Here is a 26,821-nt window from a genome sequence, read left to right on the forward strand (position 1 = left end):
CCGCTCAGGTCAGATTGATCCACAGGGTCTCGCCGTCGCGTGCGCGGCTGGCCAGACCCGCCAAGTCTCCGCCGGGTGTCGCGCTGGTCAGCGCCAGCACCCGGAGCCGGATCGCGTTGACCCCGTCCAGCTCGCGTTGGGCCGCGGCCACCGACAATTGCTCGACGATTCGGTTGCGCAGGATCGTCGTCAGGTGGCGCACACCGAAGCGCGGCTGCCAGCGCTCCGCCAGGTAGTCGACCACCGCCTGATCCCAGGCCAGCCGATAGCCCTGGACATCGGCCCCGGTGCGCAACCGCTCCAATTGTTGCGCGACGATGCGGCGAATCGCCTCCGACGCGAGCCCCCGGAAGACGAAGAAGGCGTCGATCCGACCCAGGAACTCCTCGCCATAGCCGATCGCGCGCAAGGCCTGCTTCACCGCGTCCACCTCGACGACCGGGGTGTCGGGCGCCTCCTCCATCACGCTGCCGAAACCGATCGAGCGATGCGCGTAGACGGCTCCGGCATTGGTGGTGAAAACGATGAAGGCGCGTCGGAAGTCCAGCAGGTTGCCGTCGTTGTCCTCTACCCGCCCCTCGTCCATGACCTGCAAGAGCAGCTTGGCGACACCGGGGTCGGCCTTCTCGATCTCGTCGAACAGCAGGATGCTTTCCGGCAGATCGCGGATCTTCGAGAGCAGACCACCGGCCCCGCGCACATAGCCGACGAAGCCGGGCGGCGGCCCGAGCAGCAGGTTGGTCGCGGGTCCGCTATCGTGCCCGGACCCTTGTAGTGTGTTGCAATTGATGCGGATCAGCGCCTCGCTGCCGCCGCCGAGGAGCCGCCCCAGCAGCTCCGCTGTGGCGGTCTTGCCGACCCCGGTCGGGCCGCAGAAGAAGAAGACGCCGCGCGGCGCGCTGCGCTTCATCCAGCCACCCAGACCGGCGACGACCGAGCGCGCGAGCGCGGCCAGGGTGTCGTCTTGACCGATGATCTTGGCCTGCAGCCGGGTGCGCAGGTCGTCTTCAGTCAGATCGCCGGCACGCACCAGACCATGCCCGATCGTGCTCTCCAGGGCCGCCCAGAGTGCCTCATCGGTCACTGCGGCAGGGCGCGGGTCGCTGGTCACGCACCAGGCGCAGGCCTCGTCGAGTAACTGCAGGGACTTGGCCGGCTGGAAGCGCGCGGGCAGGTATTCCTCGGTGAGGGCGACGCAGTGCTCGAGAATGGCGTCCGGGATGGCCAGCGGTGGCGGGGCAAAATAGCGCTCCAATCGCGGTCGGCGGGTCTTGAGGATGTCGACCGTGACCGCCGGGGTCGGCGCCGCGACGCGAATGGTCGCGAACCGCTGGGCCAGCGCGACATCGGGCTCGATAGCGTTGCGATACTCCGCGGGGGTGGTGCACCCGAGGCAGGTGATGATCCCCTTCGACAAGGCCACCTTGAACGCCTCGTTGGCATCGCTGAAGGGCCCGCGGTCATGCATCCCGCTGCGCAGCAAGGAGTGGATCTCGTCGACGAAGAGCAGGATCTTCGGGTGCGCTTCCAGCACCTGCAGCAGTGCCTTGATGCGCTCTTCGTACTGACCGACCATCGAGGCGCCGGAGCGCAGGAAGACCGGCGACAGCTCGAACAGGTCGAGGTCCCGCAGATGCGGCGGGAGCAACGGGTCGCGATGATAGAGCCGTCGCGCCAGCTCGTAGATGGCCGCCGACTTGCCGACCCCGGACGGGCCGATGATGATGGCGTTGCGACGCTTCATCCGGCTCAGGGTCCGCACCAGCGCCCGCAACGTCTCATCCATACCGAACAGCCCCTTGTCGGGCGGCTCGGTGGCGGTGAGCATGCGGCCGAAGGCGTCGAGCGCCTCTAACGCGGCCCGTCGCTCGGGACTGGTACGCCAATCGGTCTCGCCGGCTGGCGGCGCGGTGGTCTGGGCGGACTCGGCAGCCGCCGCGTGCAGGATCCCGGAAACAGCCGCCAACTCCGCATCGCTCAGACCGGCGGCGCGCAGATACTCCCGCGCGGCGTCACTGTCGAGCAACAGCCCTAAGAGCGCTGCCGGCGTCACCGCCACGCCGTGCTCGATTACACGTGCCAGTAACGGCTGCAAGGGCTTCGCCAGCGGCACCTTCTCGGGCACCGTCGGCCGCTCACCCGACGGCCGCTCAAGACAGGCGCTCAAGCGTTCCGGCAGCCGGTCCTTCAAGTCGGTGGCGTGATAGAGGGCGGCCAGCAGCAGGCCGACGTCCAACTCGCCGCCCTCGGGCACCGAGCGCTTGGCCAGGTCGAGCGCCGCGCGGGCCTCCGGGTCGAGCGGCAGGCTCATGACCGCGCGACCGGCTGCGCGAAGCCCGCGAGCGCCTCCACCCAGGCCACGGCATCCAAAGGCTGGGCGGGCGCCTGCACCTTGGCCGCCGATTTCCAATCCGGACTGCGCCGGATAGGCGTCCCCTCCACCCGCCGTACCGGATAATAAAACGCGTCGGGTTTAGCGGTTGCATTCAAGACCGGCGCGGCCGGGTCGAGCCAAATCGGATTTATGTCGTTGAGCGTGGATGGCTTCATGAGGGGACCACTCCTAGGCTGCGGATGATCCCGTTACTCTAAGGAAAAACTCCGCCACGCGCATCGCAGCTTAGGGCCTTTTGGCGTGAAGTCCGCCTCCCGGCCCTGGCCGCAGTGGGCATCGTACGAGGCTGTGAGCAGGGCGGCGGGGACCTGCCGCACGACCCGATCCCGACCAAAGATTGCGGGTGACGTCCCCCTATTTTTTACTGCATCGCGTCATAGTTCGATTGCCACGAGCGGGGTGCTACCCTTGAAGTAGACTTCATCCTCCGCTCCGCAAAGTTGAGCAGGATGACAAAATGCCGCCCAACCACCGGCACGATTGTATTCTCCGGCTGCAAGATGAAAGCGACCATCCCCCATCGTTAGCGAGATCTGTAGCCAATGCGTGACGCCGTTTCCTGGTTTCATGAGCATCAACGCCGAGTTCAGAAAGGCACCGTAACCAAAGGCTGCCTTTCCGGCCGACCGCTCCAGTAGGTTCGTGACGTCCCGTGTCGCCCAAGGCAGCCCAGTCACCAGAAAGACGAAGCTGCTACCAAGAGCGTGAAACAATGCGACTTCCATCTCGCCGGTTTCGGCGGTCCGGCGCATGCTCTCGACAATCCCGTCGCGACCCGAAACAAATGCCCGGTAGCCCAACGGGAAGATCTCAGCGCGGCGCGCCAGCGGGACTTCATCGAGCTGTGGCCCAATGGTATTCACCATATGATTTTCCCAATAAGCAATCTCGAAGATGTTGTCAAAATAGTCTCCGGATGCGGCTATGGCGCTCGCTTGGGCGGTGTCAGCACTGGGTCGCTCGGATTGCTGATTGTCGAGCAGTTTTTCTAAGAGATTCATTGTTGCTCTCTGTATTCGGTGCGCGCAAAGAGGTTTCCTGCTGGCGGTCGCCGCGACGGTGGCGCATACCGACATTCACCGGCGCCCTAAACCCCGGGTAGTGGGCTGAAACCGATACGGGTTCGTCAACCGGGTCGCGAAATCGAAGAAACACGATCAAGTGATGCGGATCAGCGCCATGGTGGTGGAGCTTGTGGCGATGCCGCGGCTTCGGTGGTCCGCAAATGGCTTCCGATCAAGGGGTATACTAGACGGCCCCGGCGACGTCTGAACGCGCGACGCGATAACGCATCCGCACCAGGAGAGGGCTGTGCGCAGTGCCTGAGACCGACCCCATCACATCGACCGAGTCGGCAGAGGACCGGACATCCGATCCCGCGCCGACCTCGGAGACCGAGCGTCCGTCGGACAGGGCGTCGCCGCGGCGCTCCAAGCCCCTGGTGGTCGTCTCCTACGCCCGCGAAGACGAGAACCTCAAGACGCAGATCGATCTCTATCTTCAGTCGGAGGTCAACATGGGTCGGTTCGACTATTGGTCGGACCGATCGATCGACGCCGGAAGGAACTACCAGCACGAGATCGAGCGACATCTTCGGGAAGCCGATATCGCGATCCTCCTGGTGTCGCCCTATTTCTTCGCCTCGTCCTTCGTCACTCGGCATGAGCTTCCGATGCTCTGTCGTCGCGCCGAGGATGGTTCGTGTGTCCTGATTCCGGTTCAGGCGAGGCCGATGGACCGGGAATCGACGGGCTGCCTGTATGACGGGCGCATCCAGTACTTCAGCCCGAACGGCGTGATCCAATGGGGCGCGAGGCCGACTTGGGCCTACGCGGATCTCAACGAGCAGCAGCGGCCTTACTTTCTCAAGGACCTGGTGAAGACCGTCCGCGAGACGCTGGAGAGGCGCCGGATCGCCGACCGGCACATTTCTTCGGACGATGAGCGTCGTCAAGAACACTCGAACTCCCCCGAGCGCCCGTCGCGGGAAGGCGCCGGGAGGAGCGAGCCTTCCGGTGACGATGGCCGCCCAGGGCCGTCGGGCATGCCGCCCGGCGGTTCCGGACCTGACGGAGTGCTCTCGGCCCCGTCCCCGCAATCGAACACGCGTCCGCGGCACCGGCCCTCGCCTTACTGGCTGCTCCTGGTCCTGGTGCCGATCGCGGCACTGTCCTGCCTTTGGCTGCCGTGGTGCTGCTGGATCTTGAACCGGAGCACCCTGGAGGTCTTGGTGTCCGACCAGCCGGTCGAGTCGGCGAGCGTCAGACTCTATCGAGACGGCCGGGTGTCTCGAGCCTTCACGATCGAATCCGGCTCCGAATCTCGGGTCACGATCCCGACACGCGAGCTTGACGGGGTCACTGCCGTCGCCATCGATATCGCCGCGCCGATCGATTACCTACCCTTGGCTGTTCCAGGGTTCGCCGATTCCGGGTGCCGCCATCGCGTGGACCTCGACGCCAAGACCCTCGTGCCGATGCCCCCGATGGTCGGCATCCCTGCCGGGGTCTTGAACAAGGGTATCCAGGACGACTCCTTTCCCATGCAACTGATCCGCGAGTACCAGGATCTCAACACACGATTCGGTCCCGATATTCAGTTCGACGAGGGGTCGATCGCGGCTCTGCTCATGCGTCCCCCGCGCACGGTGACCCTCCCCGACTTCTATATCGACGCGTATGAGGTCACCAACGCCGACTATTCGGCCTTTCTGAAATCGGGATCGACCGTCAAGCACCCGCAGGACCCGGCGCCATCGGACCGCGATCCGGCTTGGAGCGAAGGCGACGCGATGCTCAAGCAATCATTGGGGCAGCCGGATCAACCGGTATCGAGCGTGGATTTCTTCGATGCCTACGCCTACTGCGACTGGGCGGATCGGCGCCTGCCGACCGAGGATGAATGGGAGGCCGCCGCGCGAGGCTCGGACAGTCTCCTCTATCCTTGGGGCGATTCATTCGACGAGGCCTTCTTCAATCGAAACAACGGAGCTCGGAACGGTCCCCAGGCGGTCTCGACACTGGAACGACCCCGCGAGGGTGCACCCTTCGGCATGGAAGGAAATCTAGCGGAATGGACGAGCACCGACGTCCCCGGCGGCAGGAAGGCCATGAAGGGTGCCGGGTGGGTCGCAAGCGCGATCGAGGGCAGAACCTCGGCGCTGACCTACGTCCGCCATGCGATGCCGCCCTCGAGCCCGATGCTGGACGTCGGCTTTCGGTGTGCGTCGGATAAACCGCCAGCAAAACAAGGCAGACCAATGATCAAGGTCCCGGCAGGCGCCTATCGGCTCGGTGGACCCGAATCGATCGTGCTCGCTTTCCTCGGTCGCTTGCGCGATGACTTCGGAATCGATGTGTCCGCCGGGATCATGCAAGCCGCGACACCGGGATCCGTCGGTCTTTCGGCCTATCGAATCGATCAGCACGAGGTCACGAATCGACAGTACGGTGCCTTCCTGGATTATTTGAAAGCGACGGAGACAATGGAATTTGCGCATCCGGAGCAACCCGTCGAGCATGATCACGAGCCGAAGCTCTGGGGCGACCATAGACACAATGCATCCGATCAACCGGTTGTCGGGGTCGACTGGTATAACGCCTACGCCTTTCTCGGTTGGATCGGCAAACGTCTGCCGACGGCCAACGAGTGGGAGCGCGCCGCGCGCTCGTCGGACCATCGTTGGTACCCCTGGGGCGATCGATTCGATCCATCCTGGACGGTTGTTCGGGAGTCTCGAGCCACGCAAGCCGCTTCAGTCGGTTCGGCCGAGCGTGACAGGTCGCCATTCGACGTTCTCGATCTCGCCGGCAATGTCCAGGAATGGACCTCCACCGAAGGCGAGAACAGCTCCAAGGAGTCGCGAACACTGGTCCTGAAAGGTGGAAGCTGGGCGGAGCCGGGGATCCTGAATGCCCTGATCCCTTACCGCGGCCCGATCGCGAGCCCGACCTATCGCGGGTCGGAAGTGGGTTTCAGAGGTGCCGCGGATGCGTCGGCGCCTGATCTCTGAGCGCATTGCCCGCACTCGGCCTGTCTCGCCGCGACCTCTCCGCACCTTTGCGACGCCCCCCGCGTCCCGTGAACCGAGCGCGCGCTCGTTGCTGCTCGGCTCCGAACGAATCACCGGCGATATCGCGTTGTCCGATTGCGCCGGCCCATCCCGCCGTCAAGGCATGCTCTCCATCACCCTTTTCCAGGCTTGCTTGATCTCCCCGCCCGCGGCGCGCACCTGATCCGTCACTGCCTTGATCGGATTCGCGGGCTCGCTCTGCCGTGGCGGCGATGTCTCCGGGGCTCTCGACGACGTCGGCGACGTCGGGGGCTCCAAGGCGGCCATGGCCTCGCCCTGCCGTTTTGACTCCACAGGAGTACTGCTCGCCGTCCTCGGCTGTTCAGCTCGGGCCGGCGCGGGTTTGGGTCTCGGGCGACTCAGCTCCGACACTTGTTTCTTGAGACGCCCGAGGCTCGCGAGCTGGTTGTCGGAGCCGTAGTCGGCGAGCCGGTCGGCCTTCTGAAGGTTGTGGCGGGCGGCGTCGAGACTCCCCCGCCCGATGGACGTCTCTGCCCAGCCGAGATACCGCTGCAGCATCTCGCCGCGCAGCGCGAGCGCCTCCGCGTTCGCCGGATCGAGATCCAGCACGCGGCTGGTCCAGTGAAAGGCGCTCTGATCCGCAGGGGTCAGGAGGTATTGTTTCTCCAATGCCGAACGCGCCTCTTGAAGCCAAGCAGCGATCGGGGTCTCGAACGGATCGGGCTCGGTCGGCACAGCGGCCGGCACGGCATTGAGGGTCAGGGGTTCCGACGACGCGCCAGCGGCAGGATGGTCCTGCGGCTGCGCGAGCTCGGGAGCGACCTGAGTCGTGCCGCCGGGGGCAGCTCCCCGGCTGCCCGGGGGCGGCGACTCGCTCCCGGGCGCGATCGGTGATGGAGCGGGCGCGCGGATCAGAGTCGATTCTGAAAGCGCTTGCACCTGTTGCGGGTCTGTCGAGGCAGGGTCGTTGGACTCCGTCCTCTCGATCGGGGGCACCACCGACGCGGCCTGCGTCACTCCCGAGCCCGTTGATCCCGGATCAGCCGGACGGGGCGACCCCGCAACGAGGCCGGCCAAGACAGCCGATCCAACAGTCTCGTTCGGCCGCGCCTCGGCTTCGGAGATGCTGGTCGTCGCGGGCTCGCTCGCTCCCTGCTCGGCGGCCTCGTTCGTCGACGTCGCAGCGCCCATGCCGATTTCCGGACTGGACCACACCGTTGCGGGCACCGAGGGCATCGTCGGGGGCGGTATCGTTCCCGAACCACCGATCTGATCGAGCGAACCCGCCAATTCAGTGATCCTGGACGACAAGGCTTGGTCACCATCATGGACGACGCGCGTCATGTCCTCGATCCGCTGCAGCCCGATGACCATGCTTCCCGCGCCCGTCGCCAGGAGCAGCAGGCCCACGCCCGCTCCGATCCCTGCCCAGCGTGGCCAGGCGACAGGCCCGGTCCCGAGGCGATTCGCATCGCGCCGAACAGTGTCGAGACTCGTCCTGAGCTCGTGCCCGATCCGATCCAGAAGATCGACGATCCGTGCATCGACGTGCGCTCGGGTGTCGTCGGCGAGACCGCGGTCCGCCTGCATCCGGGTGTTCAGGTCCTCGCGAAGACCCGCGAGAATGTCGCGGAGCTGCTCCAATTGACGTGTCATGCCCGCAACACCCTGCTCCACACGACCGCCGATGGTCTCTCCTTGTAGCCTGATGCGCTCGATCTCGGCGGCCTTCGCTTCCACCGAGCCGCGCAGCATCTCCATGCTCGCGGTGACTCGGCCGGACAACGGGGAGATCGCACGCCCCAGCCCATCGATCTGGGATACCAGCCCCCCTCCGAAGTCCGTAAGGGTCCGGTCGAGCCCGGCGACGGTCTCCTGCAGTCGACCCTTGAGCTCTGCGATGTCCATGTCGACCGCCCCCGCGGCCGGCCCGCCTCCCCAGGTCGTGATGACGCCCAAGCCAAGCTCCTCGAGGCCGGAGAAAAAGCTCTCCTCACTGCGTTGCACAAACGACATCACCAGCATGGCCACGAGACTCGCCGTCAAGCCGAGCAGCGTGGTGTCGAACGCGAACGACAGGCCCCCGGCGACCTCGGCCAAGGCACCCTTGACCTTCTGAATGTCCTCGACGCCCATATCCGCCGTGAGGAAACTTGAGAACTCGGCCACCGCGAGCCCGATGCCGATCACGGTCCCGATGAAACCCACGATCGGCATGGCCCAAATGTAGACCTTCGCCAGCGTATAGCTTCCGGCCGCTTGGTCGGCATCGATCTCGAGTTGATGGCGATAATGCTCATGCGCGCGCTCTCGACTTCCCGGGAGATTCAGTTGCCGGGCGAGATCGGCGATCCGCACGAATGCAAAACGCGCGCGAGAGGCATCCTTGTCGACCGCATTCAGGACGCAATGGATCTCTTGATCCCGGCAGCCCTCCGTGATCTTGCGTAGCTCGCCCAACTGCCGCTGCCTCATCCAATCCAGCAATGCCTTGACACCCACATCCAGCATGGTCCACATCCACAAGAGGATGATCGTGAAAGGCACCGCATTCTCGATCATCGAGTCCGACGGACTGATGAGGCGTCGCAAAAAGCTGCCGGAGTCGAATGTCATGGAAACATAGTAAGCGACGACGAAAGCGCCGATGACACTCAGAATCCCGAGCAGTACTTGCGGAGCTCCGCGCTCGCCTAGGTGCTTTGCATTCTTCATCGAAAGTCCTCCGGCATGAAAAAACTCCGTGATATCACGATACCCTTCAGCACGACGACCGACTCACTGAATCCCCGCCTTCAGCGGCCCGCTCTCCCCGCCGCCCAGACCAACACGTGCTGGAAAAGTGAAATCCAGTGCGTCCCAGCCCGTGAGAAATCCCGCGTCCAATGCAACCTGCCGGGCCGCTCGGAAGAGCTCGATGCTCTCCGGCGCAACCAAGAATCGGACCCAGGTCTCTTTGGAATCCATATGACGCAGTCTCTCGAGAAACCGTAAGGTTTCGATCTCAGTAGGATTTTGATCGACACCCCTATTGCTTGACTTCTCGTTCACGATTAACACCCAGGATCGCGTACTTGCGGGAAAGTTGAATGTTGTCGAGACCTCCATCGAATAGTTGAACCATTCGTCGCTGATCCTCTTCTTATTGAAGGCGTCCGCCAACTCCGGCATCGTCTCATACGTTACGTCCGATTCGCTCAGCAGCTTGACGAATTCGGCGACCGGCGCATCGATATCCATGGTGCGGAGACCCTCCTCCGAAACCAGGACCTGTCGGAAGCGCATCCCTTCATCGGGCTCTTTCCAGATCGGGCGAAACAATTGAAACTGGATGTCCGAGCTTTCGATCGCACTGAACATCGCTACAACGACCATGATTCCGACGGTGCATGTCAGAATGTCCATCAGAGAATCGAGTTGAAGCAGTTGACTTCGCTTCGACCGGCGTATTGATCTAGTCATTGTGCTCTCTCACCTGAATCGTCTTCCACTCTTTCAGAAGCGGCTCGTAACCGAGATCAAGGTTCAAGTGGGAGCTGAAATACGCTTGCAGATTGGAAAAGCTCTCGAAACCTTCGGGGCGAACCAAGATGACGAAGTAGCGGGATTCCGAGTCTTTGACGATCTCCTTGATCTCGCGCTCCAACTCGGAGTCCTGGATCGATCTGTCCAAATAGCGATAGGTTTCCTCCCAATTCCGAATACTCGAAAGGCTGCGATGGATACGGACTTCGGACTTGGAAGGGTGCAGTACCAAGCGCGCCCCATCCCACTCGAGATATGTGGGAATCTTCTTGTTCACGTTGCACGAGATGTCACCTGTCCCGCAAACCATTGCATCGATAACGACGTTTCCACTCGATAGCGACAGTGTTGCCAATGCACTCATGATGAACACCAAGACGCCTAACGTAGCGATCAAGATGTTGAACATCGGAAACAACGAGATTCCAAGGTCGTCCCTATCTCCCAGACGGGCCATCGTCACCCCCATGAGTCAATTGATCCAATCGCTTCGGCACGGTCTGGTCGGCGGGCTTTCTGCAACGATGCCGAACGGCCGGGCCGCTCTACTGCCGCAACCACTCGAACCCTGCGGTCCCGTCGACAGCAAACACGGCAAAACCCAGCTCCTTTAGCACCGACGGGACCCGCCTGGCGTAGTCGCGGTCCTTGTCGCGCGACTCTTCGTCGAGGTCTTCCCAGCGGATGAGATCGGGGTGGCGCTTGTTGGGCTCGTCCTTCACCTCGGCGAGGCGCCAGCCGTCGAGGAGCTTCTGCACGCACCAGCGCCCGTGCTCCATCTCGGCCATGATCTCGATTTGCTCGGAGGTCAGGGTCTCGACCGTGGCCACGCCGTCGGGGACCTGGTCGGAGGGGACGAGACGCAGCCCCACGGCGCGCAGTTGCTCGATGCTGAAGTCGACGCGATCGAGGATCAGGGCCTTCAGGTCCTCGCGGAGCCGGTCCCAGGGTTGATTCCGATCCTCGTCGGCACCGGCCTTGATTCGCCTGGACTCGGCGTTGCGCGCGTGCTCGATGCGGGCGGCCGCCTCGCGCTGGTCCGGGGTGAGGACGGCCGCCGAGGAGGGTCGATTGACGAAGAGCCGGACGGTCTGCGGATCGTAGGGGAGCGCGATCAGATTCGGGTGCCCGCTCCAGTCCGGGTCCTCGAGGATCTCCTCGGCGGCGCGTCCACTGCCTCGGAGGACGCCCACCTTCGCGCCCATCATCAGGGCGAGCCGATACTCGAGTCCGGCGACGGTCCCGCCGCCGATGCCGATCACGCGCACCTCGGCCGGGCGGACGCCTTGGCTCAGGAGATCCGCCCAGACCTGCACGGGACCCGGGGGCGAGAAGCCGTTGCCCGGGTGATAGTAGAGACGATAGGCAGGATGACGGTCGTGTTCGGCCGGCATGCTCTCGGGCAGGATCGCCAGCTTCAGGATGGCGCCCGGACGAGTCTCGGGAAGGTTCCCGACCATTTCGGCAATGCCGTTGCGTGTGCCGCCGCCGAAGAGTGTTCCGGAGAAGCCTCGAAAGGCATCTTCGAGCAAGGGCCGATACTCTTGCATCCGCGTCTCGTCCTCCCGCGAGCAGCCGCCGACGACAATGACGACCTGATCGCGGGCCGGCTCGCTCGAATCGGACTCGCCATGGACCCCGGTCTGGGGCTTGGGCTGCCCCCTCGCCGGCCCGCGGAGGACCGGGCAGTCCGGATGACCCACCTCGGATTCGAGCGCGTGCTGCGCCGCCGCGGCGGCCTCGCGTCGGACCTGGACCTCGGCGGTCGCCCGCTCGAGCGCGGCTCGCGCGGCATCGAACTTGGACTGCTCGGCTTCGAGGCCGACCTCGCGAGTCTCGGCCTTCTTCAGGGCGTTCTGCAGTGCCTCTTCGGCGGCATCGAGGTCCTTTCGCCGGTCGATGACCGCCTGCTCGGCCGCCCGCCATTGCGCCTCGAGCTTGACGACACGGGCGACGACGAGAAACCGCTCGAGTGCAGTCCAGGCGCCGTCCGGACCCTCGTCGAGTGCCTCGCGCAGTCGCCGGGCCTGGTCCAGGGCGGTCTCGATCGGGGTCTCCGTGTGACTGAGCTCGACCGCGCGTGCATAGGCGGCGAGCGCCTCGAAAGGCCGACTCAGGAACAGCAGAAAACAGCCGATATCGTAATGAGCCCAGGGGAGATAGATCCCCAAGGCGGCACGCTCCCGGCAGCGTTGGACGGCCTTGGCCAGGGTCGGGCGCATCGGGGCGACGAAGCCGAGATCGTGGTCGTGCTCGGCGGTGAGCTGGAGAAAGCCACGGACCGCCCGCGGCTCGTCCGGGTTGATCTCGAACGCCTTGCCGTAGCCGAGGCGCGCCGGCGTCCTCCGCCCTTCTTCATCCCGGGTCTCGGCCAGCGCAATGACGGCGTCGGCACTGGTCAGGTCCAGGCCGGTGGCCCGCAGCAGATCGCGGCGTGCGACGGCGCGCTCCCCCAGACGCCAGTTGGCGATCCCGTAGTCGAGCAGCAGGTTCATGGCGCGCGGATCGCGCAGATCATCCAGGACGGCGCGGGCGCGGCGCTGATCGCCCGGGGTCTTGGCTGATTCGTACGCGGCGATCGCGGCGTCCAACGCGGCCGAGCGGGTGGGCCAATGCCCGTCCGGCTTCGGCCAGGGGAGGGCCTCCCAGGCGGCGACGAAGGGCTCCAGGATCTCGACCACATCCGCCCAACGCTCCAGCGAGACGGCGAGACGCGCCGCTTTCAGCGCCAGACCGAGATTGCCGGGATCGAACGCGAGCACCTGACGGTCCTTCGCGAGCTCGTCACCCATGCGATCCGGCGGGAGATAGGTGCCGAAATACTCCCGATAGCCATCCACGGCGGCGATGGCGCGGGCGAAGCTCTCGTCGGCATCCTCCAGCACGGCCGCGATGCGAAGCAAGTCGCGCTTGAGGTTGGCCGGGAGATTGAAGGCACTCTTGTAGACCCGGTCGTGATAGAGGCTCGCCCAGGCATGCTGGAGCAGCGAGCGCACCTGGATCTCCATCCGGTACTTCGGTCCAGGCGCATAGGATTTGCCGTCGCATTCCTCGTGGGAACGACGCTCGTGCAGACGTGCGACGATGCGCGCGACCTCCGGGTCCTGCGCCTGCTCCGCCATAACGGCGGCGATGTCCTCGGTCAGCTCACCCGGCTTCAACGCGACGATGAAGTGCACGGACCGATAGCCGAACTCCCCGACACCGAGCCGCGCGGCCGTATCCTCGCTGTTGGCCTCGTCGATCAGGAAGTGCTTGCGGATGAAGGCACAGATCGGGGCGATAGCGTCGGTGGACTCGGTGATCACCCGCGCCCCGCAGAGATCCGTCATGCTGTTGACCGGATCGCGGTAGCTGGCCTGCTTGCGGATGGTCTTCTCGGCAAAGCTGGCCAACTCCTTCACCCGGGCTTGCACGATAGCGCTGATCCCGAGCTCGCCCGCGGCACGCTTGAGGACACGCTCGACGATCGCGGCAAAGAGCCGGTAGTCCGGCCGCACGGCCTTGAAGGCCGCGACATCCGCCTGGTACTTCGCGATGAGGGACGCCGATTCAGGCATGGTGTGACTCCGAGGGAATAGGCCGCTTGAGGTCGCTTTCGGAAGGGTCATGTCCAACCCGATGGCCTGTCGCCGGCGTCCGGATGAGCGCACGGCGCAGGTCCCCGCTCGGCATCGACCGATGCCCAGTAACGTCCGAGCGCCGCATCGTTGCCGAACACCAGGGCCGGGGCGTCCGGCTGATCTCGCGCGATCCAGGCCGACGCGCTCGATTCATGGTTGATCTTCATCTCGCCCGCGGTGCGGCACACGAAGTATAGATTGATACAGTGCATCTCCCCCGATTCCGAGGGCGGACTGTCCTGGTAGAACAAGAACTCGGCCGCCAGACAGTCGAGTCCGGTCTCTTCCCTCAGCTCGTCGCGCACGGCCTGCTCGACCGTGACCCCATAGTCCACCTTCCCGCCCGGCAGGCACCACTCACCATGCGCATGACCGGTGCCGTCGCGCCGAAGGATCAAGACGCGCTCCCGGTCGTCGGTCACGATCATGCGCACGATCGGGACCGGGAAAGCGGTCTTGGCGGCATATTTTGAGACGGGTTCCATGATGGCCACCTGATGCTTGGAATTCGCACGGGATAGGGCTTCCGCGAGGCGGTGGAGGACCAGAGGATGGCGCGCGGCTTCGCCACGGCGAGCCCTGCTCCGGTCCGCACTTACTCAAGGACTCTCGAACAGCATCCAGTTGCTCTGACCGGTGTGCCCCGTGCCGGAGTCACACGCATCGAGACGCATGACATACCAGCCGGACTCAAGGTCCCATTGCTCGGCAATATCGCGAATCGGCCTGGGATAATTGGCGGCGGAGTCGACGACCAAAAACCCAATCTTAGCGATCTGGATCCGACCATCCTGCGCCTCAGGCCCTTTAGCCCGCGCCACTGACGCGGGGATCAATCGATCCTGAGATGGCTCGATATCCAACTGAAGACTATCCGGCGATAGGTGCAATCGACACACCCCCGGGGTGCTCGGATCGATGCCTACCCACTCGGTTTCGGGTTCCTCGGAGGTGGCCCGAGAATCCGATTCCCTCTCCGAACCAGCGATAGCCCCCGCAAAATTCCACTGTACAAGCAGCAACGCAATCGCGCCCGCCAACCACGTCGATACTCTCATCTCGATCCCTCCGCGCTTAAGCCATGCTCTCAGTTCCGCCTCCCTGGCCTCCATGCAACGGTCCTCCGATGGAGCCGCCGATGCTGAATCATTGCTTCCGACTCGGCAGTGTTTGCAGCATTTGCAGCGTCGCCTGATGCACCGCGCTTTCTTCCATCACGCCCTTGACCAGCATCCCCGCGATGCCGCCGTAGCCGATTTGAGCGACCTCGCGATTCCTCCAAGCGACGCTGCCTGAAGCCTTGTCGAAGAGATTACCCGACATCTCGGCGGTTCCGGTACTGCCGAAGGTGAGCTTCGAAGCGCTGTCCTCCACGACGAACAGCAAGACCCAGCGTGCCGAGGGCGGCGGCAATGCGCTGATGAACTCCGGGGTCGGATTCTCGAGCGACTCGCGAGAGACCTTCGATAACAACGACCTGTTTCGCTCCGTCGCGTAAGAATAGCCCTTCTTTTTCAAGTCGTGCTCGATCAGTCGGGTAATGTTCTTATCCAGCTTTAGGTCTTTTGATTGATTCAGCCGATGATCCAGGATCGGCAGCAACGCGACGGAATCCACCGCGGCGGGATTGAACCCCGCGCTCGAGTAATCTGCTGGTCTTGTCGTCGCACACCCGGAAACCAATGACACCATTGCGATTGTCGCGATCAGATTGATGAGTCCGGCCCGACCTGAGATCCATTCGCCTCTTGTCTGATTCATTTCTTGACTCCTATTGTGGGATGATGTTTTAGAAGGCGGCGAAAAGCCGAGGAACCAACTCCGCAAGTGCAGACTTGGCTCCGTTTTTCGCTGTACGAGATTGGACGGCATGACTCCAGGTAACCTTGTCGGCTTCGAGATCGTAAAGGTGGCATTCCAGAAGCGTCCGCGAGCTATTGGACTTGATCACGCCGCTGGTCGGATCCCATAAACCGCCCGGTCCGACATAGACCCGATACCGACAAAACAGCAGATGAGAGGCGCCTCGGCTCGCATTCCATTCCCGAAGCTTCAGCAGCTGCTCATCGCGTGCTTCACCCGACTGCACTCGGATGTCGCGATACATGCGCGCGACATCGAAGGATGGGTGAGCGTTGGCTGTGAACTCGCTTGTCCCGGAGCGCGCGCGGGGCCGGGTCGCGAGCTCCGATCCGAGCGAGCTCAGGAGAAGGGTTCGAAGCTCGGCGTCCTTCGGGTCGTTTGCCGGCAAGGCATTGCCGGTATTCGAATCGATGATGTCCAGCCATGGATCCATCAGAACGAGTTTCTCGATCCCACCTGAATACCTCTGGACCTCCGCTCGCTCGACCGCTGAGGACGCGCATCCCGCCGCAAGAAGACCCGACAGCAGCAAACAGGCGGTGAGCCGAACGTTGTTGGGTTGACTCATGTCGCGACGACTCCTGTGGGTTGAGAAAAGGGCTTGTCGCTCCTCGGTAGTGCGCTGGAAAGGCGCGGCTCTCACGGGAGGACGTTTCCATCGGTCGCGATACCGTTGCGGAGGCCGATCAACCCGCGGCAAGCTGTGGTTTAATGGCCGTGTGCGAGAGGGCCCCGCTGTGATATCGAAGGCGTCGTGCGCGCGAGCACCGGTGTCTCGGACTCGCGACCCCTCCGCCCGTCGGTAGTGGGCTGAATCTTGACGTTCAGGGTGAAACCTCGATGGAGACGACCGCGATGCATCGGACTCCGGCGATGCGCGACGACGACCTGGAGCGAGTCTGGAAGCCGCTGCTTGTCGCGGCTCGCAAGCTCCCCCCTACAGGGTCGGGCTTCGACAGCCTGATGGCGCGTGCCTTGGATGCGTTCGCGGGGACATCGATCGAGCGCTTCCCGACGGCCAGCGAGCTCGCCCTGCCCGTCGCGCTCTCTCTGCTCGGCCTGGACACCAGTGCACCGCCCGCCGAGGTCGTCGCGACCCTCCAACACCACATGGCCGCCGCACCCGCCGCGCATCCGCTCGACGTGGTCACCGCATACGGTTGTGGATGGGCGCGCAGGGTCGCGCCGACGGCGACCGGTTGGGACGGGCGCTGGGATCGCGCACAGGCCGCGCTGCACGCGCTGGTGGCGCGCTTCGTCGGCGATGCTGCCAAACAGCTCGAGCGTGCCGGGATCCGCTTTCCCTACGAGCCCGACACGGCCTTCGCCGCCGATCTGCTGATCATTCGGCTCTATCGTCCTCTCAGCACACTACCGCTCGATGAGGCGCAGGCGCTTTACATCACCTGCACCGAAGACGGCGCGCAGGTTACGTGCGGCGAGGATCATGAAGAGCTGATCCCCGCCGGTGCCAAGGCAGTCTACGACGTGCGGCACGACAAGGCGGGGCCTCCGCGTCTCCGCCGTGGCGAGAACACCTTGACGCTCGCCCCGGATCACGCATCCGTCCTGCGAGTGACCGCCATGGATCTCGAGACACGCATCACCCTCACCGCGGGCAACCGCGAGAAGACGCTCAAGCTGGCCCCATCGGAGATCCTGGAGCTGGCGGGACCCGTCACGCTGGATGTCCTGGAATGCACCTGTGGTCACTGGCGATGCGCCGAGCGCCATCGCCTCTCGGGTTGGCAGCCCGACGCGGCGGAGATCTCGCTCGCCAGCTTCGTGGCCTCGGCCGTGAAGGGCCCGGGTCGGACCCTGCGGACCGGCACCTTTCCGCAAGGCATGCTCTTCGCGCTCTGGTCCCGAGAGGGTTTCTGATGGCCCGCATGCGCATCGCCACGGTCGAGTACCGCCGCTGCGAGCCCTGCGCGCTCGACTACACCGGCCCACACTGCCCGCGGTGCCGACACCCGACGAGCGTCCTCACGCCCCGGCTCACACGCTCGCTCTTGATCGTCGTTGACCCGGCCTGTCCGGACTTCGTGCGCGAGGAGCGTTGGCGGTGCCGCAGTTGCGAAGCGCTCTATGTTCCGCCCGCCATCGCCCCGATCGTGGCGCGTGCCGCGCGGTGTACCTGCGGGGCGACCCTGTTCGATCGCGCGGCCTTGGCGGACATCTTCGCCGGCGCGACGACCCCGCTCGCCCAAGCCCAACGGGTCGTCGCCGCCATCAAGCGGCGCAAGCGATGCCGTACCTGCGGCGCCGCACTCGCGCCCCCCTGCTGGTGCCCGATCTGTGCCGCGACCCAACTGGCAACCTCGAGCATCCTGCCGCTGCGCTCGACCTGGGTGTATGTCCCGACCGGTAACGCGGCGACCGAGTTGACGGATCGCATCGCCGACCAGACACCGGACCCGCGGGACCCGACACCGGACGACGACGCCATTGCGACCGACCCGACCGCCGATATGGCCTCGGACTCACCTGCCCCCGCAAGGGAAGACTGAACCGTGCTTGCACACCCCGACACCCAACCGGCCGGCCGTAGACGCCTGCTCGACGAGACCGTCCGCCTGCTGGCCGATCTGCACATCGCACCCGACGTCGGCACCGCCCGCGAGGGCGACAGGGTCAGCGTCCGCGCCACCGCGCAGTCGGCCGACGACGCCGTGCGAATACGCGTGACCTGCTATGCGCACGGTCATCGCCTGACCGACTGGAACCGCATCCGTCTGGCCGTTGCCCCCGCCGCCCAGCCCGATCAGCTCTGGTTCCTGCCGACGCTCGATGCCCGGGGGCAGACGCTCGGCGCACTGCCGATGCACGAGGGCTATGTCATCGCCGCCTTTCATCGACTGCCCTACCGACTGCGATTGGCCGACACCCAAACCGCGCGCGTGCTCCAACAGGGGCAGGTCCTCTATCTCGAACAGCACGCCGGCGGCCCGGTCACGACCCGATCGGTCTTGCTCACCGAGCCACGACGATCAGGCCCGACCGACCCGGCCGTACTGTCCCTCGATCAGCCGCGGCGCTTCGATCTCGGCGATGGCCTCGCGATCATGCTGAGCCCCCGCGAGCCGGGACTGGACGTCGCGGTCGAGGTCCCGGCGTCGGCGCCCGCCGGGGCGCGGCTGGAGCTCCTCGCGGCCGCGATTGACGCCGTCACCGATGAGGCCGCCTTACTCGATCGCACGGCCCTCCTGCTGGCGCCGGACGCGACGCGCCTCGCCTGGCCCGCCATCGGCGAGCACAATGGCTCCGAGGACACCTTCAGCCTCTTCTGGCGCATCAGGCCGCCGGTGCCAACCACCGTCTGACGCCAAGGAACGATTCAAAACCACATGAACAGGTAGGTTCGGCAAAGAGCAGCGTGCCCAAACCGCCCCGGCATCGCTGGGAGCAGTTGGGCACGCTACGTTTTGCCCAGCCGACATCCGACGCCGGTCACGCATCGGTACACCTGGTTCTTGAGCCGTTACTAACCGATGAGAGACTCATCGCCGAAGGCCCCGGGAACGACCCAACGGGGCCGACCGCGCGGCGAGCACCGCGGGTGTGTCGGACTCGACGGCGATTCGGACGGGGAAGGAAGAAGAGAGAAAGAGAAAAAGAAAAAAGAAAAAAAGGGTTAAAGCCTCAAAGGAAAAAGGTCAAAGGTCCTGGGCAAGACGCACGCCGAGGTCGTCGATGCGGAAGTCGGGGTTGTACCTGAGACGGAGCGACACACGCAGGAACCACGGAGAGTAGCTCCAGGAACCGCCGCGCAACACCCGGCGAGGGTCAGGGCAATTTTCCTGCCACACTGAACCGACCGCCGGGGCGCCGACATAATCATCGTGCCAGCAGTCCTGCACCCACTCCCAGACGTTCCCCGCCGTATCGTGGAGCCCAAAGGCGTTGGCCTGGAAGGAACCGACCGGAGCGGTTACCCGAGCGTCCCAGCGGCTCCCGCAGCCGTCACAGTTGGCCCGGCCCGTCCCGATCGACGCGCCCCACCAGTAGGGGGGGCGGGTGCCCGCCCGCGCGGCATACTCCCATTCGGCCTCGCTCGGCAGACGATAGGGCGTGCCGGCATGGCCCGCGTTCAACCGCCCGAGAAAGGCCTGGACGTCGTTCCAGGAGACCCTCTCCACCGGGCGGTCGTCGCCTGTGAACCGGGAGGGGTTCTTACCCATCACCGCGCGCCACTGCGCCTGGGTGACCTCGTACTTGCCGATGCGGAAGGAGGCGATCCGCACCTCATAGGCCGGCTTCTCAGCTTCGGAGCAACTCTTATCGCCCGGGCTGCATCCCATCCGGAAGGTGCCGCCCGGAATCTCGATCATCGTGTCCGCGAGGCCACGCAAGATCTCCGCTTTGGCCTTGGCTTCAGCCTCCGCTTTAGCCTTCGCTTCAGCCTCCGCTTTGGCCTTGGCTTCAGCCTCCGCTTTGACCTTGACCGCAGCCTCGGCCGCCGCCGCCAGCCGTGTCCGCGTTGTCGCATCCACGTAGCCCGTCGCCTCCAGCCCCACCTGCGCCTGAAACGCCCGCACCGCCGCGCGCTCGGACGCCGCAAGCCCATCCCCGCCCGCACCCGCCGCGTGACCGACCAACTCAAGCTCCGCCCGGAGCACCGCACGCGCCGCCCCGTCCAACATCAAGGCGGCCTCGCGCTCCGCCGGCGTCAGCGGGCGGAGCGTGAAACCGGCGGCCCCGGGACGGTGCACGCTTACCACCACGATCTGTTCCTTCGCTGTGTAGCCCTTGCCACGCACCCCGACGCGCCGCTCACCCGCCGTAATCGCCTCGCCCTCGAACGGGACCTCCGGCGTCGCCGCGCCCACCCGCACCCCGTCCACCCACACCTCAGCCGGGCGGTCCACCGCCACACGCAACCGGCCCGTCAAGAGCACCGGCGGCGGCTCGGGGGGCGCTGTATCGGAGACGGGACCGCCTTGCTGCGCCGCGCGCACCTTCTCGACACTGGTGAAGATCGGCACGCTCGCCACCAGGCGCACGCCGGTCAGGGCCTCGGGCGGGCGCGCGAGGAGCGGCCACAGCCGCGCCTCGGCCAGCAGCGGCGCATCCGCCGGACTGCGCGCATCGCCGCCGCGCGCCACACCGAGCAGCGGCCGGCCGGGCCGCTCGGGATCCTCGGCCTCCAGCACCCATTCGGCGGCGTTGCCGAGCAGGTCGTGAAGACCCAGCGGATTGGCCTGACGGGTGCCGATCGGCTGCACCGCCCCGCGCGCGTTGGCCGCGCTCCAGACCTCGGCCGCCCCCGCGCGCGCGTCCGCCGCTCCGAAGACCTCCGCCGCCACGGCCAGACCGCCGCGCGCGGCATACTCCCATTCCGCGGCGCTCGGCAGCCGCAGCGCGGCCGGGACACCATCGACCCGCGGCAGGCAGGGCCCGGGCTTGGGCTCGGCATCGCGACAGGCGGGCAGGACCGCGGCCTGGGTCGCCAGCCAGGCGGACACCTGCTCGGACAGGATCAGGGCCTCGGCGAAGCTCAGCAGCACCGGACGCTCGCCCGCGGCCTCGGGGGACACCTCGGGCTCGGGACAGGCACCGCCCGCGCCCGCCCGCGCCTGGCGCTCCGTCACCTCGTATTTGCCGACCAACAAGGCCGTCGCGCCGGCGCCGTCACTGAAGGCGCCGCTCACCGCGTAGCCCTGCTCGGGGCCGGGCGTGCTCACCCGGCGCAACGCCAAGGCACCGCCGCAGGGCAGCGGCACCAGCAGGTCGTCGGGTTGGGCCTGCGGGTTGTAGGCCGCCGCCGGCCAGGTGACGGCACCGGGCGGCGGATCGGCAGCGGCCGGGCCGGCAATGGTCGGATCGGCGGCGAGGACACCGACCGGTGCAACGGCGGCGAGCAACAGCAGGACCGCCGGCAGCCGCCCGGAGATCCAGGATCGCGGCACCGCGACGCCGGGTGAAACGGGGCGGCCCTTTCGCTCCGGGCTACTCGCGCCGCCCCCCACCGTCCTGGCACAACTATTTGTCCGCTCCGCCCTGACCAGGCTGGAGACAGGCTCATGGACACCCGCGCACCAGACCCCCGCCGACCTTGACCGCCGGGGCTCCGGGCCGAGACGCCCGCCGATGGGCGCCGCGCGGGCGGACTGGGCAAGACGCACGCCGCTGTTGTCGTTGCGGTTGTCGGGGTTGTTCCTGTTGCGGTTCGACACACGCAGGTTCCTCGGTTTGTTGTTCCAGGAACCGCCGCGCAACACCCGGCGAGCGCTTCGGCCTATCCCCGTCATCGGATGTACCAGCCATCACGGTCAAAGGCAACCGGTCCGAAGATCGACTCGCGCAAACCGGCTGTCTCGGCGTGACGGGCATGTCCGATCCAGCTTTGGATCCCCGGCATCAGATCTGCCCAGCCAAGCCGACCGGCGCGATACAGACCGAGCAGACGTCGGAACCGCCGTCGGAACCGATAGCCGTTGTCGTTGCGCAGCCAGCGCCGCGTGCGCGAGACGCGGTAGCCGAGCACATCCACCGCCTCGCTGGTGCGGTGCACACGCACCTTGCGCGGGTGCAGGCGTAACCGCTCGCCGGCCAGGTCGGCGGCACAGGCGTCGCGAAGCTCCCAAAGCGCCGCCAGGTCATCGCCCAAGAGATACAGATCATCGACATAGCGCATATAGGCCGGGACTTTCCGGGTGTCCAACAACCCGTGGTCAAAGCGGTCCAGATAGAGGTTCGCGAAGAACTGACTGGTGAGATTCCCGATCGGAATACCGCGTGGGCGTTCCAGCGGCGTCAAGAGATCGTCGTCGGCAAAATAGGCCGGCGGCTCGGCGGCAGGCGGGCTGCCGTCGATCATGGCGTCGAGCAGCGACAGCGTGCGCGCATCCTTGAGGTGACGGCGCAGGGCCTCTTTCAACAGACGATGATCGATGCTCGGAAAGTAGCGACTGATATCGAGCTTGAGGACGTACGCATAGCGCCGCGCCCACCCCTGATAGCGGTCGACGGCCGCGTGCAGATTCTCAAACGACACCAGGCGCGGCCAGACCCCACCCAGCCGCTTCATGACGCGCTCGCCTGCCGGCTGCGCAGCCAGCCGCCGATCTGGCGGCCCACGTCGTCCATCAGCCGCGCGCCATGCTCGTACTGGCGCATCCCGATCACACGCAACTCATGGGCGGCACGCCAGAGGCGGAGGACCTCCAGATCCCGATTGGCGCGGCGCAGCAACGGGTCCTTGTCACGCGTATAGGCGGCCTGCACCAGCACGCGGAGCAGCTCCAGCACGCCTTGCTCCAGTTGCGCCCCCAAGGAGAAGCGTCTGGCGCGCGGAAAGTCATCCAGACGCGGGATGATCCAGGTCAAGAGGGCGTGGCAGGACTCGACAACACCGGCCGTCGTCGGCGCCCCGGGTCGCGGACACTCAGACATCCTCGTGCTCACTCCTAATGTGATGTGGCGCTCGGTCCGGATCCCCGATGCGGTGCGGGCGTCGGCGGGCCCAGCCCGATGCCCCGGCGATTCGGACGGGAAAAAACACAAAAGAAAAAAGAGATAAAGGGTGAAAGCCTCAACGGAAAAAGGTCAAAGGTCCTGGGCAAGACGCACGCCGGAGCTGTCGCCACGGAGGCCGGGGTTGGCCCAGTGACGGTTCGACACACGCAGGTACCTCGGATCGTTGCTCCAGGAACCACCGCGCAACACCCGGCCAGCGTGAACGCAGTTTTCCTGCCATGCGGAACCGTCCGCCGGGGCGCCAACATAATTCCCATGCCAGCAGTCCTGCACCCACTCATCGACGTTGCCGTGCACCTCATGGAGACCCCACGGATTGGCGGGTAAGCTGCCCACCGGGACGGTCTTCCACCTGAAAACACCCGTCTTCGCACCGCAGCCGTTGTAATCGGACTTACCACAGTAGTTGGCCTGATCCGTGTGGACGCAACGCCCGGTCCAGAACGGGGTCTGCGTGCCCGCGCGCGCCGCATACTCCCATTCCGCTTCGCTCGGCAACCGATAGGCCTTGCCCGTCCGGGTCGACAGCCAGTGCGCATAGGCCGTCACTTCATGCCAACTCACGCCGGTCACCGGACGCTCGCCACGACCCCAGCCTCCGATCGGTGTCCCGCGTCCGGTCGCCTCGCAAAAGGCGTCATATTGCTTGAAGGTCACCGCCGTCTTGCCGATGGCAAAGGGGCGGATCGACACCCGATGGCGCGGACCTTCATTGGACTTGCGCCCCGGCTCGTCCTCCGGCGAGCCCATCCAGAACTCACCGCCCGGCAGGGCGATCATCACGGGCTCGAAGGGATAGGTCGGCTTGAGTAGCCTCAGTTGCGCGACCGCCCGCACCGCGCCGGAGTCGCGGGGAGCGACCGCGCTCGGGACCGCACTCGGAACGGGCGCCGCGGCGCCCGCGGTCGGTGTCGACCGGGGGGTGGACGCCGCGCGCGCGTGCCACCGCCGTCGCAGCACCGTCAGCCCGCCGAGCAGCAGCACCACCGCCACCGCGGGCAACCACCCGCCGGTTGGACCGGACTCGGCGAGCCGCGCCAACAGGGCCTCGGCCCAGGCCAAGGGTGTGGCGCGCACCGGCAGCGCGACCACCACCTGGGTCCATTGATCGGCGGCGACGACGGGCTGCTCGCGCACCTCTTGATAGCCCTCGGCGACGAGCTCGACGCGGTGCGCCCCGGCGGTGAGTCCGCGCAGCGCCAGCGGGGCGCCGGGGGCGGCCTCGCCGACCGGCGTCCCGTCCAGGCGGATCCGCGCGGGGACGTCGACGTTGATCTGCAGATGACCGCGCGGGGTGCGCTCCGCGCGTGGCGGCGCCAGCGCGGCCAGCGCCGGCAGCACCCCACCCGGGGCGGCCGGGGCGAGATCGAGCACCAGCCGAAACCCGTTGTCGGGGCCGCGGACGACCCCGCTCGGACCATACAAGGGGGCCTCGTTGCGCCGCCCGGCACTCAGATCCGCCGCCGCACTGTGCACGCTCCCGCCGCGAATCACCGCATCCCCGAGCTGACCGGGATAGCGGGTGTTGCGGTATAACCCGAGCTGCAGCTCTTCGACGTTGCCGTAGAGGTCATGCAACCCGAGCGGGTTGGCCGCCCGAAAGCCGATCGGGCGCGGCCGACCCTCGGCGTTGATCGAATACCAGGCGTGCGCGGACAGGCCCCCGGGCATCGAAGACAGGGGCGCGTCGAACTGCGCGAGGCTCACCGCCCGCCCGCCGCGCGCGGCGTACTCCCACTCCGCCTCCGTCGGCAGACGCGCCACCACCCGCCGACCGGGGACCCGCGGCAGACACAGCAGCGGGGCCCCGGCGCAATCGGTCAGCCCGTCGGCCTGCGCGCCGAGCCAGCCGCTCCAATGCGCGGCCGCCGCCATCGTGTCCGTCCAGCCCACCCCGCCCTGCACCTGCCGCCCGCCGGCGTCGAGCGAAGGACAGGCGTCGCCCGCACGATGCCGCAGCGCGGCGTATTGGATCTGGCTGACCTCGTATTTGCCGATCAGCAGCGCGCGGTCTTCCCTCCCGGTGACGGGATCGCGACGGGTGAAGGGACCCTCCAGAGCGTAGAGCGCGCGGCTCGCCCCGCGCACCTCCGCCGGCACCACACCGGACGCCGCCACCCACCGCATCGCCATCGCCCCGCCGCAGGGCAAGGGCACCAGCACGTCGTCATAGGCAGGCTTGGGATTGAACAGATCCCGATCCCAGCTGATCGCCAGCGCCGCGGGCTCCGCCGGCGTGCCGAGCACGGGGACACCGAGGAGGATCGGCAACACCGCCGCCAAGGCGACCGAGAGGAAGGGATGCGCCATCAGGTGGCGTGTCGGGTGCATCGCTCGGGTTCCCTGTCGCACGCTCGTTGCATGGCCTTCACCTTCAATGGTCATCCACTGTTCACCGTCGCGGCTGTGCACGCCATCTTAATCCGCACCCGATACGCCGGTCGATCGGCAAGGCACGGCTCCGAAAGGGTTCGGACCCGGGGTGCCGGGGCGAAGCGTGAAGTAAGCGAGCGCCAACAAGAGAAGGACGGCTCCCATCTCGGGGATCAAGGCAACGAGCAACCACCAACCGCGATGACTGCTGTCGTGCATGCGCCGCACGGTCACGGAAAGAGAAGGGAGCAAGATCGCGAGCAGAAAAAGCGCTGATCCAAGTCCCCCTCGGGACCCGAAAGAAAGACCAGCAGCGACAGATTGATCAAGATGAAAGACCACTACTCCGTGCGATCGGCGCGCCCCTTGAAGCTCACGTACTGTCGTCACGCATCGATATACCGGCTTAGGACGAGCGTCAGGTCAACCTTCGGCACACAAGGCTTGGTCGAGGATCGCAGCCTTGGTGCCTCCTGTCGGGCGTACTGCCGGTTCGTCGACCACATCGAATCTTCGGATCCCGGCGAATCGGATGCCCGGGCCCTGGTCGGATTCGAAAACGACTGCGCCCGCTGTCCGACGTACATCAAGCGGAAGCCCCAGATCATCAGGGCCAACCAGATCATCAGAGCCACTCCGACAACAGATCCTAAAAGCTCCATCAAGGACACCGCTCCCCCGGTTCGAGCGTCGGCTCCCGACGCCGGGGCCGAGCCCGGGAACTGCTCGGTTGGGGGTTGATGTTCAGGTTCAGGTTGAGGTTCAGGCCCCGTCATGCGCGGCTGCATCGCCACCGTCACCTGCGTCCAGCGATCGGCGTCCACCCGGTGGCTCTCTTGGACCCGCGTATAGCCTTCGGACAGGAGTTCGAGGCGGTACTCGCCCACGGCCAGATTGGTCAGCACCAACGGCGCCCCCGGCGCGGCAGTGCCGACCCCTCGGCCGTCCAGGCTGAGCGCCGAGGCGACATCGACGTTGATCTGCAGGTGACCGGCGAGGGTCCGCGCTGCACCGGGGGCCGTCAGGCCGCTCGCCAGCGCCACCGGAGCGACCGCGCCGGGGGCGCGATCGAGCACCAACCGGTACCCGTTGTCGGGCGCGCGGATCACCCCTTCGGGACCATAGGGCGGCACCTCGTTGCGCCGGCCGGCACTGAGATGCTCGGCCTCGGCGTGACGCTCCAGCCAGTTACTCCAGTGTGCCGCCGCCCGAGCCGCATCCTGCCACGCCACCCGGCCCTGCACCTGTCGTCCGGCCGCATCGACCGACGGACAAGGCCCGGCCGCCGCGGCCTGCATGGCGGACTGCTGCAACACGCTGACCTCGTACTTTCCGATCAACACTCTCGATCGCCTACCGCTACGACGACCAAGACCGTCCCGGCGCCGTGACGATCGGCGAGCGCGTCCGCCTCACCATCGACTACGACGACGCCGGCCGACGCCGATGCACATCGGGAGCCGTGCAGCATCGGTGCGGCGAGGTCGATATCGAGCGTCGACAAGGCCCTCCCGCCACTTGCGTGGCGGC

General features: G+C 66.0%; 21 protein-coding genes. 4 read left to right on the forward strand and 17 right to left on the reverse strand.

Going from position 1 to position 26,821, the window contains the following annotated elements:
- Positions 1-4: 4 nt before the first annotated feature.
- The 3 genes from THIMADRAFT_RS21940 to THIMADRAFT_RS21950 all read right to left on the reverse strand — a co-directional run bounded on the left by THIMADRAFT_RS21940 (position 5) and on the right by THIMADRAFT_RS21950 (position 3,396).
- On the reverse strand, positions 5-2,311 hold the full coding sequence (locus tag THIMADRAFT_RS21940; RefSeq protein WP_007195320.1) for an AAA family ATPase: 2,307 nt from the start codon (positions 2,309-2,311) through the stop codon (positions 5-7).
- Positions 2,308-2,550: a hypothetical protein gene (locus THIMADRAFT_RS21945; RefSeq protein ID WP_007195321.1), complete on the reverse strand. Its 243-nt coding sequence runs from the start codon at positions 2,548-2,550 to the stop codon at positions 2,308-2,310. The genes THIMADRAFT_RS21940 and THIMADRAFT_RS21945 overlap by 4 nt, the downstream gene beginning before the upstream one ends.
- Positions 2,551-2,769: 219 nt before the next feature.
- Positions 2,770-3,396 carry a hypothetical protein gene (locus tag THIMADRAFT_RS21950; RefSeq protein WP_007195322.1) on the reverse strand — a complete coding sequence of 209 codons (627 nt, stop codon included), beginning with the start codon at positions 3,394-3,396 and terminating at the stop codon, positions 2,770-2,772.
- Between the two features lie 317 nt (positions 3,397-3,713).
- On the opposite strand from THIMADRAFT_RS21950, the gene THIMADRAFT_RS25070 reads away from it, so the two are divergent.
- Positions 3,714-6,407 (forward strand): SUMF1/EgtB/PvdO family nonheme iron enzyme, encoded by a 2,694-nt coding sequence (locus tag THIMADRAFT_RS25070; protein WP_007195323.1) that lies wholly within the window; start codon positions 3,714-3,716, stop codon positions 6,405-6,407.
- 156 nt (positions 6,408-6,563) lie between these two features.
- On the opposite strand, the gene THIMADRAFT_RS25075 is transcribed toward THIMADRAFT_RS25070, so the two are convergent.
- From THIMADRAFT_RS25075 to THIMADRAFT_RS21995, 8 genes are all read right to left on the reverse strand, one after another.
- Positions 6,564-9,143: a MotA/TolQ/ExbB proton channel family protein gene (locus THIMADRAFT_RS25075; protein ID WP_007195324.1), complete on the reverse strand. Its 2,580-nt coding sequence runs from the start codon at positions 9,141-9,143 to the stop codon at positions 6,564-6,566.
- Between the two features lie 63 nt (positions 9,144-9,206).
- Positions 9,207-9,788: a hypothetical protein gene (locus THIMADRAFT_RS21965; RefSeq protein ID WP_139052956.1), complete on the reverse strand. Its 582-nt coding sequence runs from the start codon at positions 9,786-9,788 to the stop codon at positions 9,207-9,209.
- A gap of 94 nt (positions 9,789-9,882) precedes the next feature.
- Positions 9,883-10,230, reverse strand: a complete 348-nt coding sequence (locus tag THIMADRAFT_RS26880) for a hypothetical protein (RefSeq protein ID WP_139052957.1) — start codon at positions 10,228-10,230, stop codon at positions 9,883-9,885.
- 268 nt (positions 10,231-10,498) lie between these two features.
- Complete coding sequence (locus tag THIMADRAFT_RS21975; protein ID WP_007195327.1) at positions 10,499-13,513, reverse strand: RyR domain-containing protein; 3,015 nt, start codon at positions 13,511-13,513, stop codon at positions 10,499-10,501.
- A gap of 47 nt (positions 13,514-13,560) precedes the next feature.
- Positions 13,561-14,061, reverse strand: a complete 501-nt coding sequence (locus THIMADRAFT_RS21980) for an NUDIX hydrolase (protein ID WP_007195328.1) — start codon at positions 14,059-14,061, stop codon at positions 13,561-13,563.
- A 114-nt stretch (positions 14,062-14,175) separates the two neighbouring features.
- A complete protein-coding gene (locus tag THIMADRAFT_RS26885) occupies positions 14,176-14,439 on the reverse strand; it encodes a hypothetical protein (protein ID WP_139052958.1) in 264 nt (87 codons plus the stop codon).
- Between the two features lie 283 nt (positions 14,440-14,722).
- Complete coding sequence (locus THIMADRAFT_RS21990; protein ID WP_158308409.1) at positions 14,723-15,448, reverse strand: hypothetical protein; 726 nt, start codon at positions 15,446-15,448, stop codon at positions 14,723-14,725.
- On the reverse strand, positions 15,366-16,007 hold the full coding sequence (locus THIMADRAFT_RS21995; protein ID WP_007195331.1) for a hypothetical protein: 642 nt from the start codon (positions 16,005-16,007) through the stop codon (positions 15,366-15,368). Before THIMADRAFT_RS21995 ends, THIMADRAFT_RS21990 begins: the two co-directional genes overlap by 83 nt.
- 287 nt (positions 16,008-16,294) lie before the next feature.
- Between THIMADRAFT_RS21995 and THIMADRAFT_RS22000 the strand changes: the two genes are divergently transcribed.
- Genes THIMADRAFT_RS22000 through THIMADRAFT_RS22010 form a run of 3 tightly spaced genes read left to right on the forward strand, consistent with a single transcriptional unit; the run spans position 16,295 to position 18,762 of the window.
- Positions 16,295-17,320 carry a hypothetical protein gene (locus THIMADRAFT_RS22000; protein WP_007195332.1) on the forward strand — a complete coding sequence of 342 codons (1,026 nt, stop codon included), beginning with the start codon at positions 16,295-16,297 and terminating at the stop codon, positions 17,318-17,320.
- The gene (locus tag THIMADRAFT_RS22005) at positions 17,320-17,949 is read left to right on the forward strand and encodes a hypothetical protein (protein WP_007195333.1); all 630 of its coding nucleotides are present in this window, start codon (positions 17,320-17,322) and stop codon (positions 17,947-17,949) included. Before THIMADRAFT_RS22000 ends, THIMADRAFT_RS22005 begins: the two co-directional genes overlap by 1 nt.
- 3 nt (positions 17,950-17,952) lie before the next feature.
- On the forward strand, positions 17,953-18,762 hold the full coding sequence (locus THIMADRAFT_RS22010; RefSeq protein WP_007195334.1) for a hypothetical protein: 810 nt from the start codon (positions 17,953-17,955) through the stop codon (positions 18,760-18,762).
- Between the two features lie 333 nt (positions 18,763-19,095).
- On the opposite strand, the gene THIMADRAFT_RS28310 is transcribed toward THIMADRAFT_RS22010, so the two are convergent.
- The 6 genes from THIMADRAFT_RS28310 to THIMADRAFT_RS22040 form a co-directional block, all read right to left on the reverse strand.
- Entirely contained in the window at positions 19,096-21,348 is a 2,253-nt protein-coding gene (locus THIMADRAFT_RS28310) for an SUMF1/EgtB/PvdO family nonheme iron enzyme (RefSeq protein WP_050799661.1), read from the reverse strand.
- A gap of 338 nt (positions 21,349-21,686) precedes the next feature.
- Positions 21,687-22,469 (reverse strand): RNA-directed DNA polymerase, encoded by a 783-nt coding sequence (locus tag THIMADRAFT_RS22020; protein WP_007195336.1) that lies wholly within the window; start codon positions 22,467-22,469, stop codon positions 21,687-21,689.
- Entirely contained in the window at positions 22,466-22,834 is a 369-nt protein-coding gene (gene avd, locus THIMADRAFT_RS22025; RefSeq protein ID WP_007195337.1) for a diversity-generating retroelement protein Avd, read from the reverse strand. Before avd ends, THIMADRAFT_RS22020 begins: the two co-directional genes overlap by 4 nt.
- 153 nt (positions 22,835-22,987) lie before the next feature.
- Positions 22,988-25,303 (reverse strand): SUMF1/EgtB/PvdO family nonheme iron enzyme, encoded by a 2,316-nt coding sequence (locus THIMADRAFT_RS25085; protein ID WP_139052960.1) that lies wholly within the window; start codon positions 25,301-25,303, stop codon positions 22,988-22,990.
- 33 nt (positions 25,304-25,336) lie between these two features.
- Positions 25,337-25,681 (reverse strand): DUF805 domain-containing protein, encoded by a 345-nt coding sequence (locus tag THIMADRAFT_RS28675; protein ID WP_083829362.1) that lies wholly within the window; start codon positions 25,679-25,681, stop codon positions 25,337-25,339.
- Entirely contained in the window at positions 25,678-26,634 is a 957-nt protein-coding gene (locus THIMADRAFT_RS22040) for a PEGA domain-containing protein (protein ID WP_007195339.1), read from the reverse strand. The genes THIMADRAFT_RS28675 and THIMADRAFT_RS22040 overlap by 4 nt, the downstream gene beginning before the upstream one ends.
- Positions 26,635-26,821: the final 187 nt, after the last annotated feature.

Origin of the sequence: Thiocapsa marina 5811, from assembly GCF_000223985.1 — a bacterium.
Lineage (GTDB): Bacteria > Pseudomonadota > Gammaproteobacteria > Chromatiales > Chromatiaceae > Thiocapsa > Thiocapsa marina.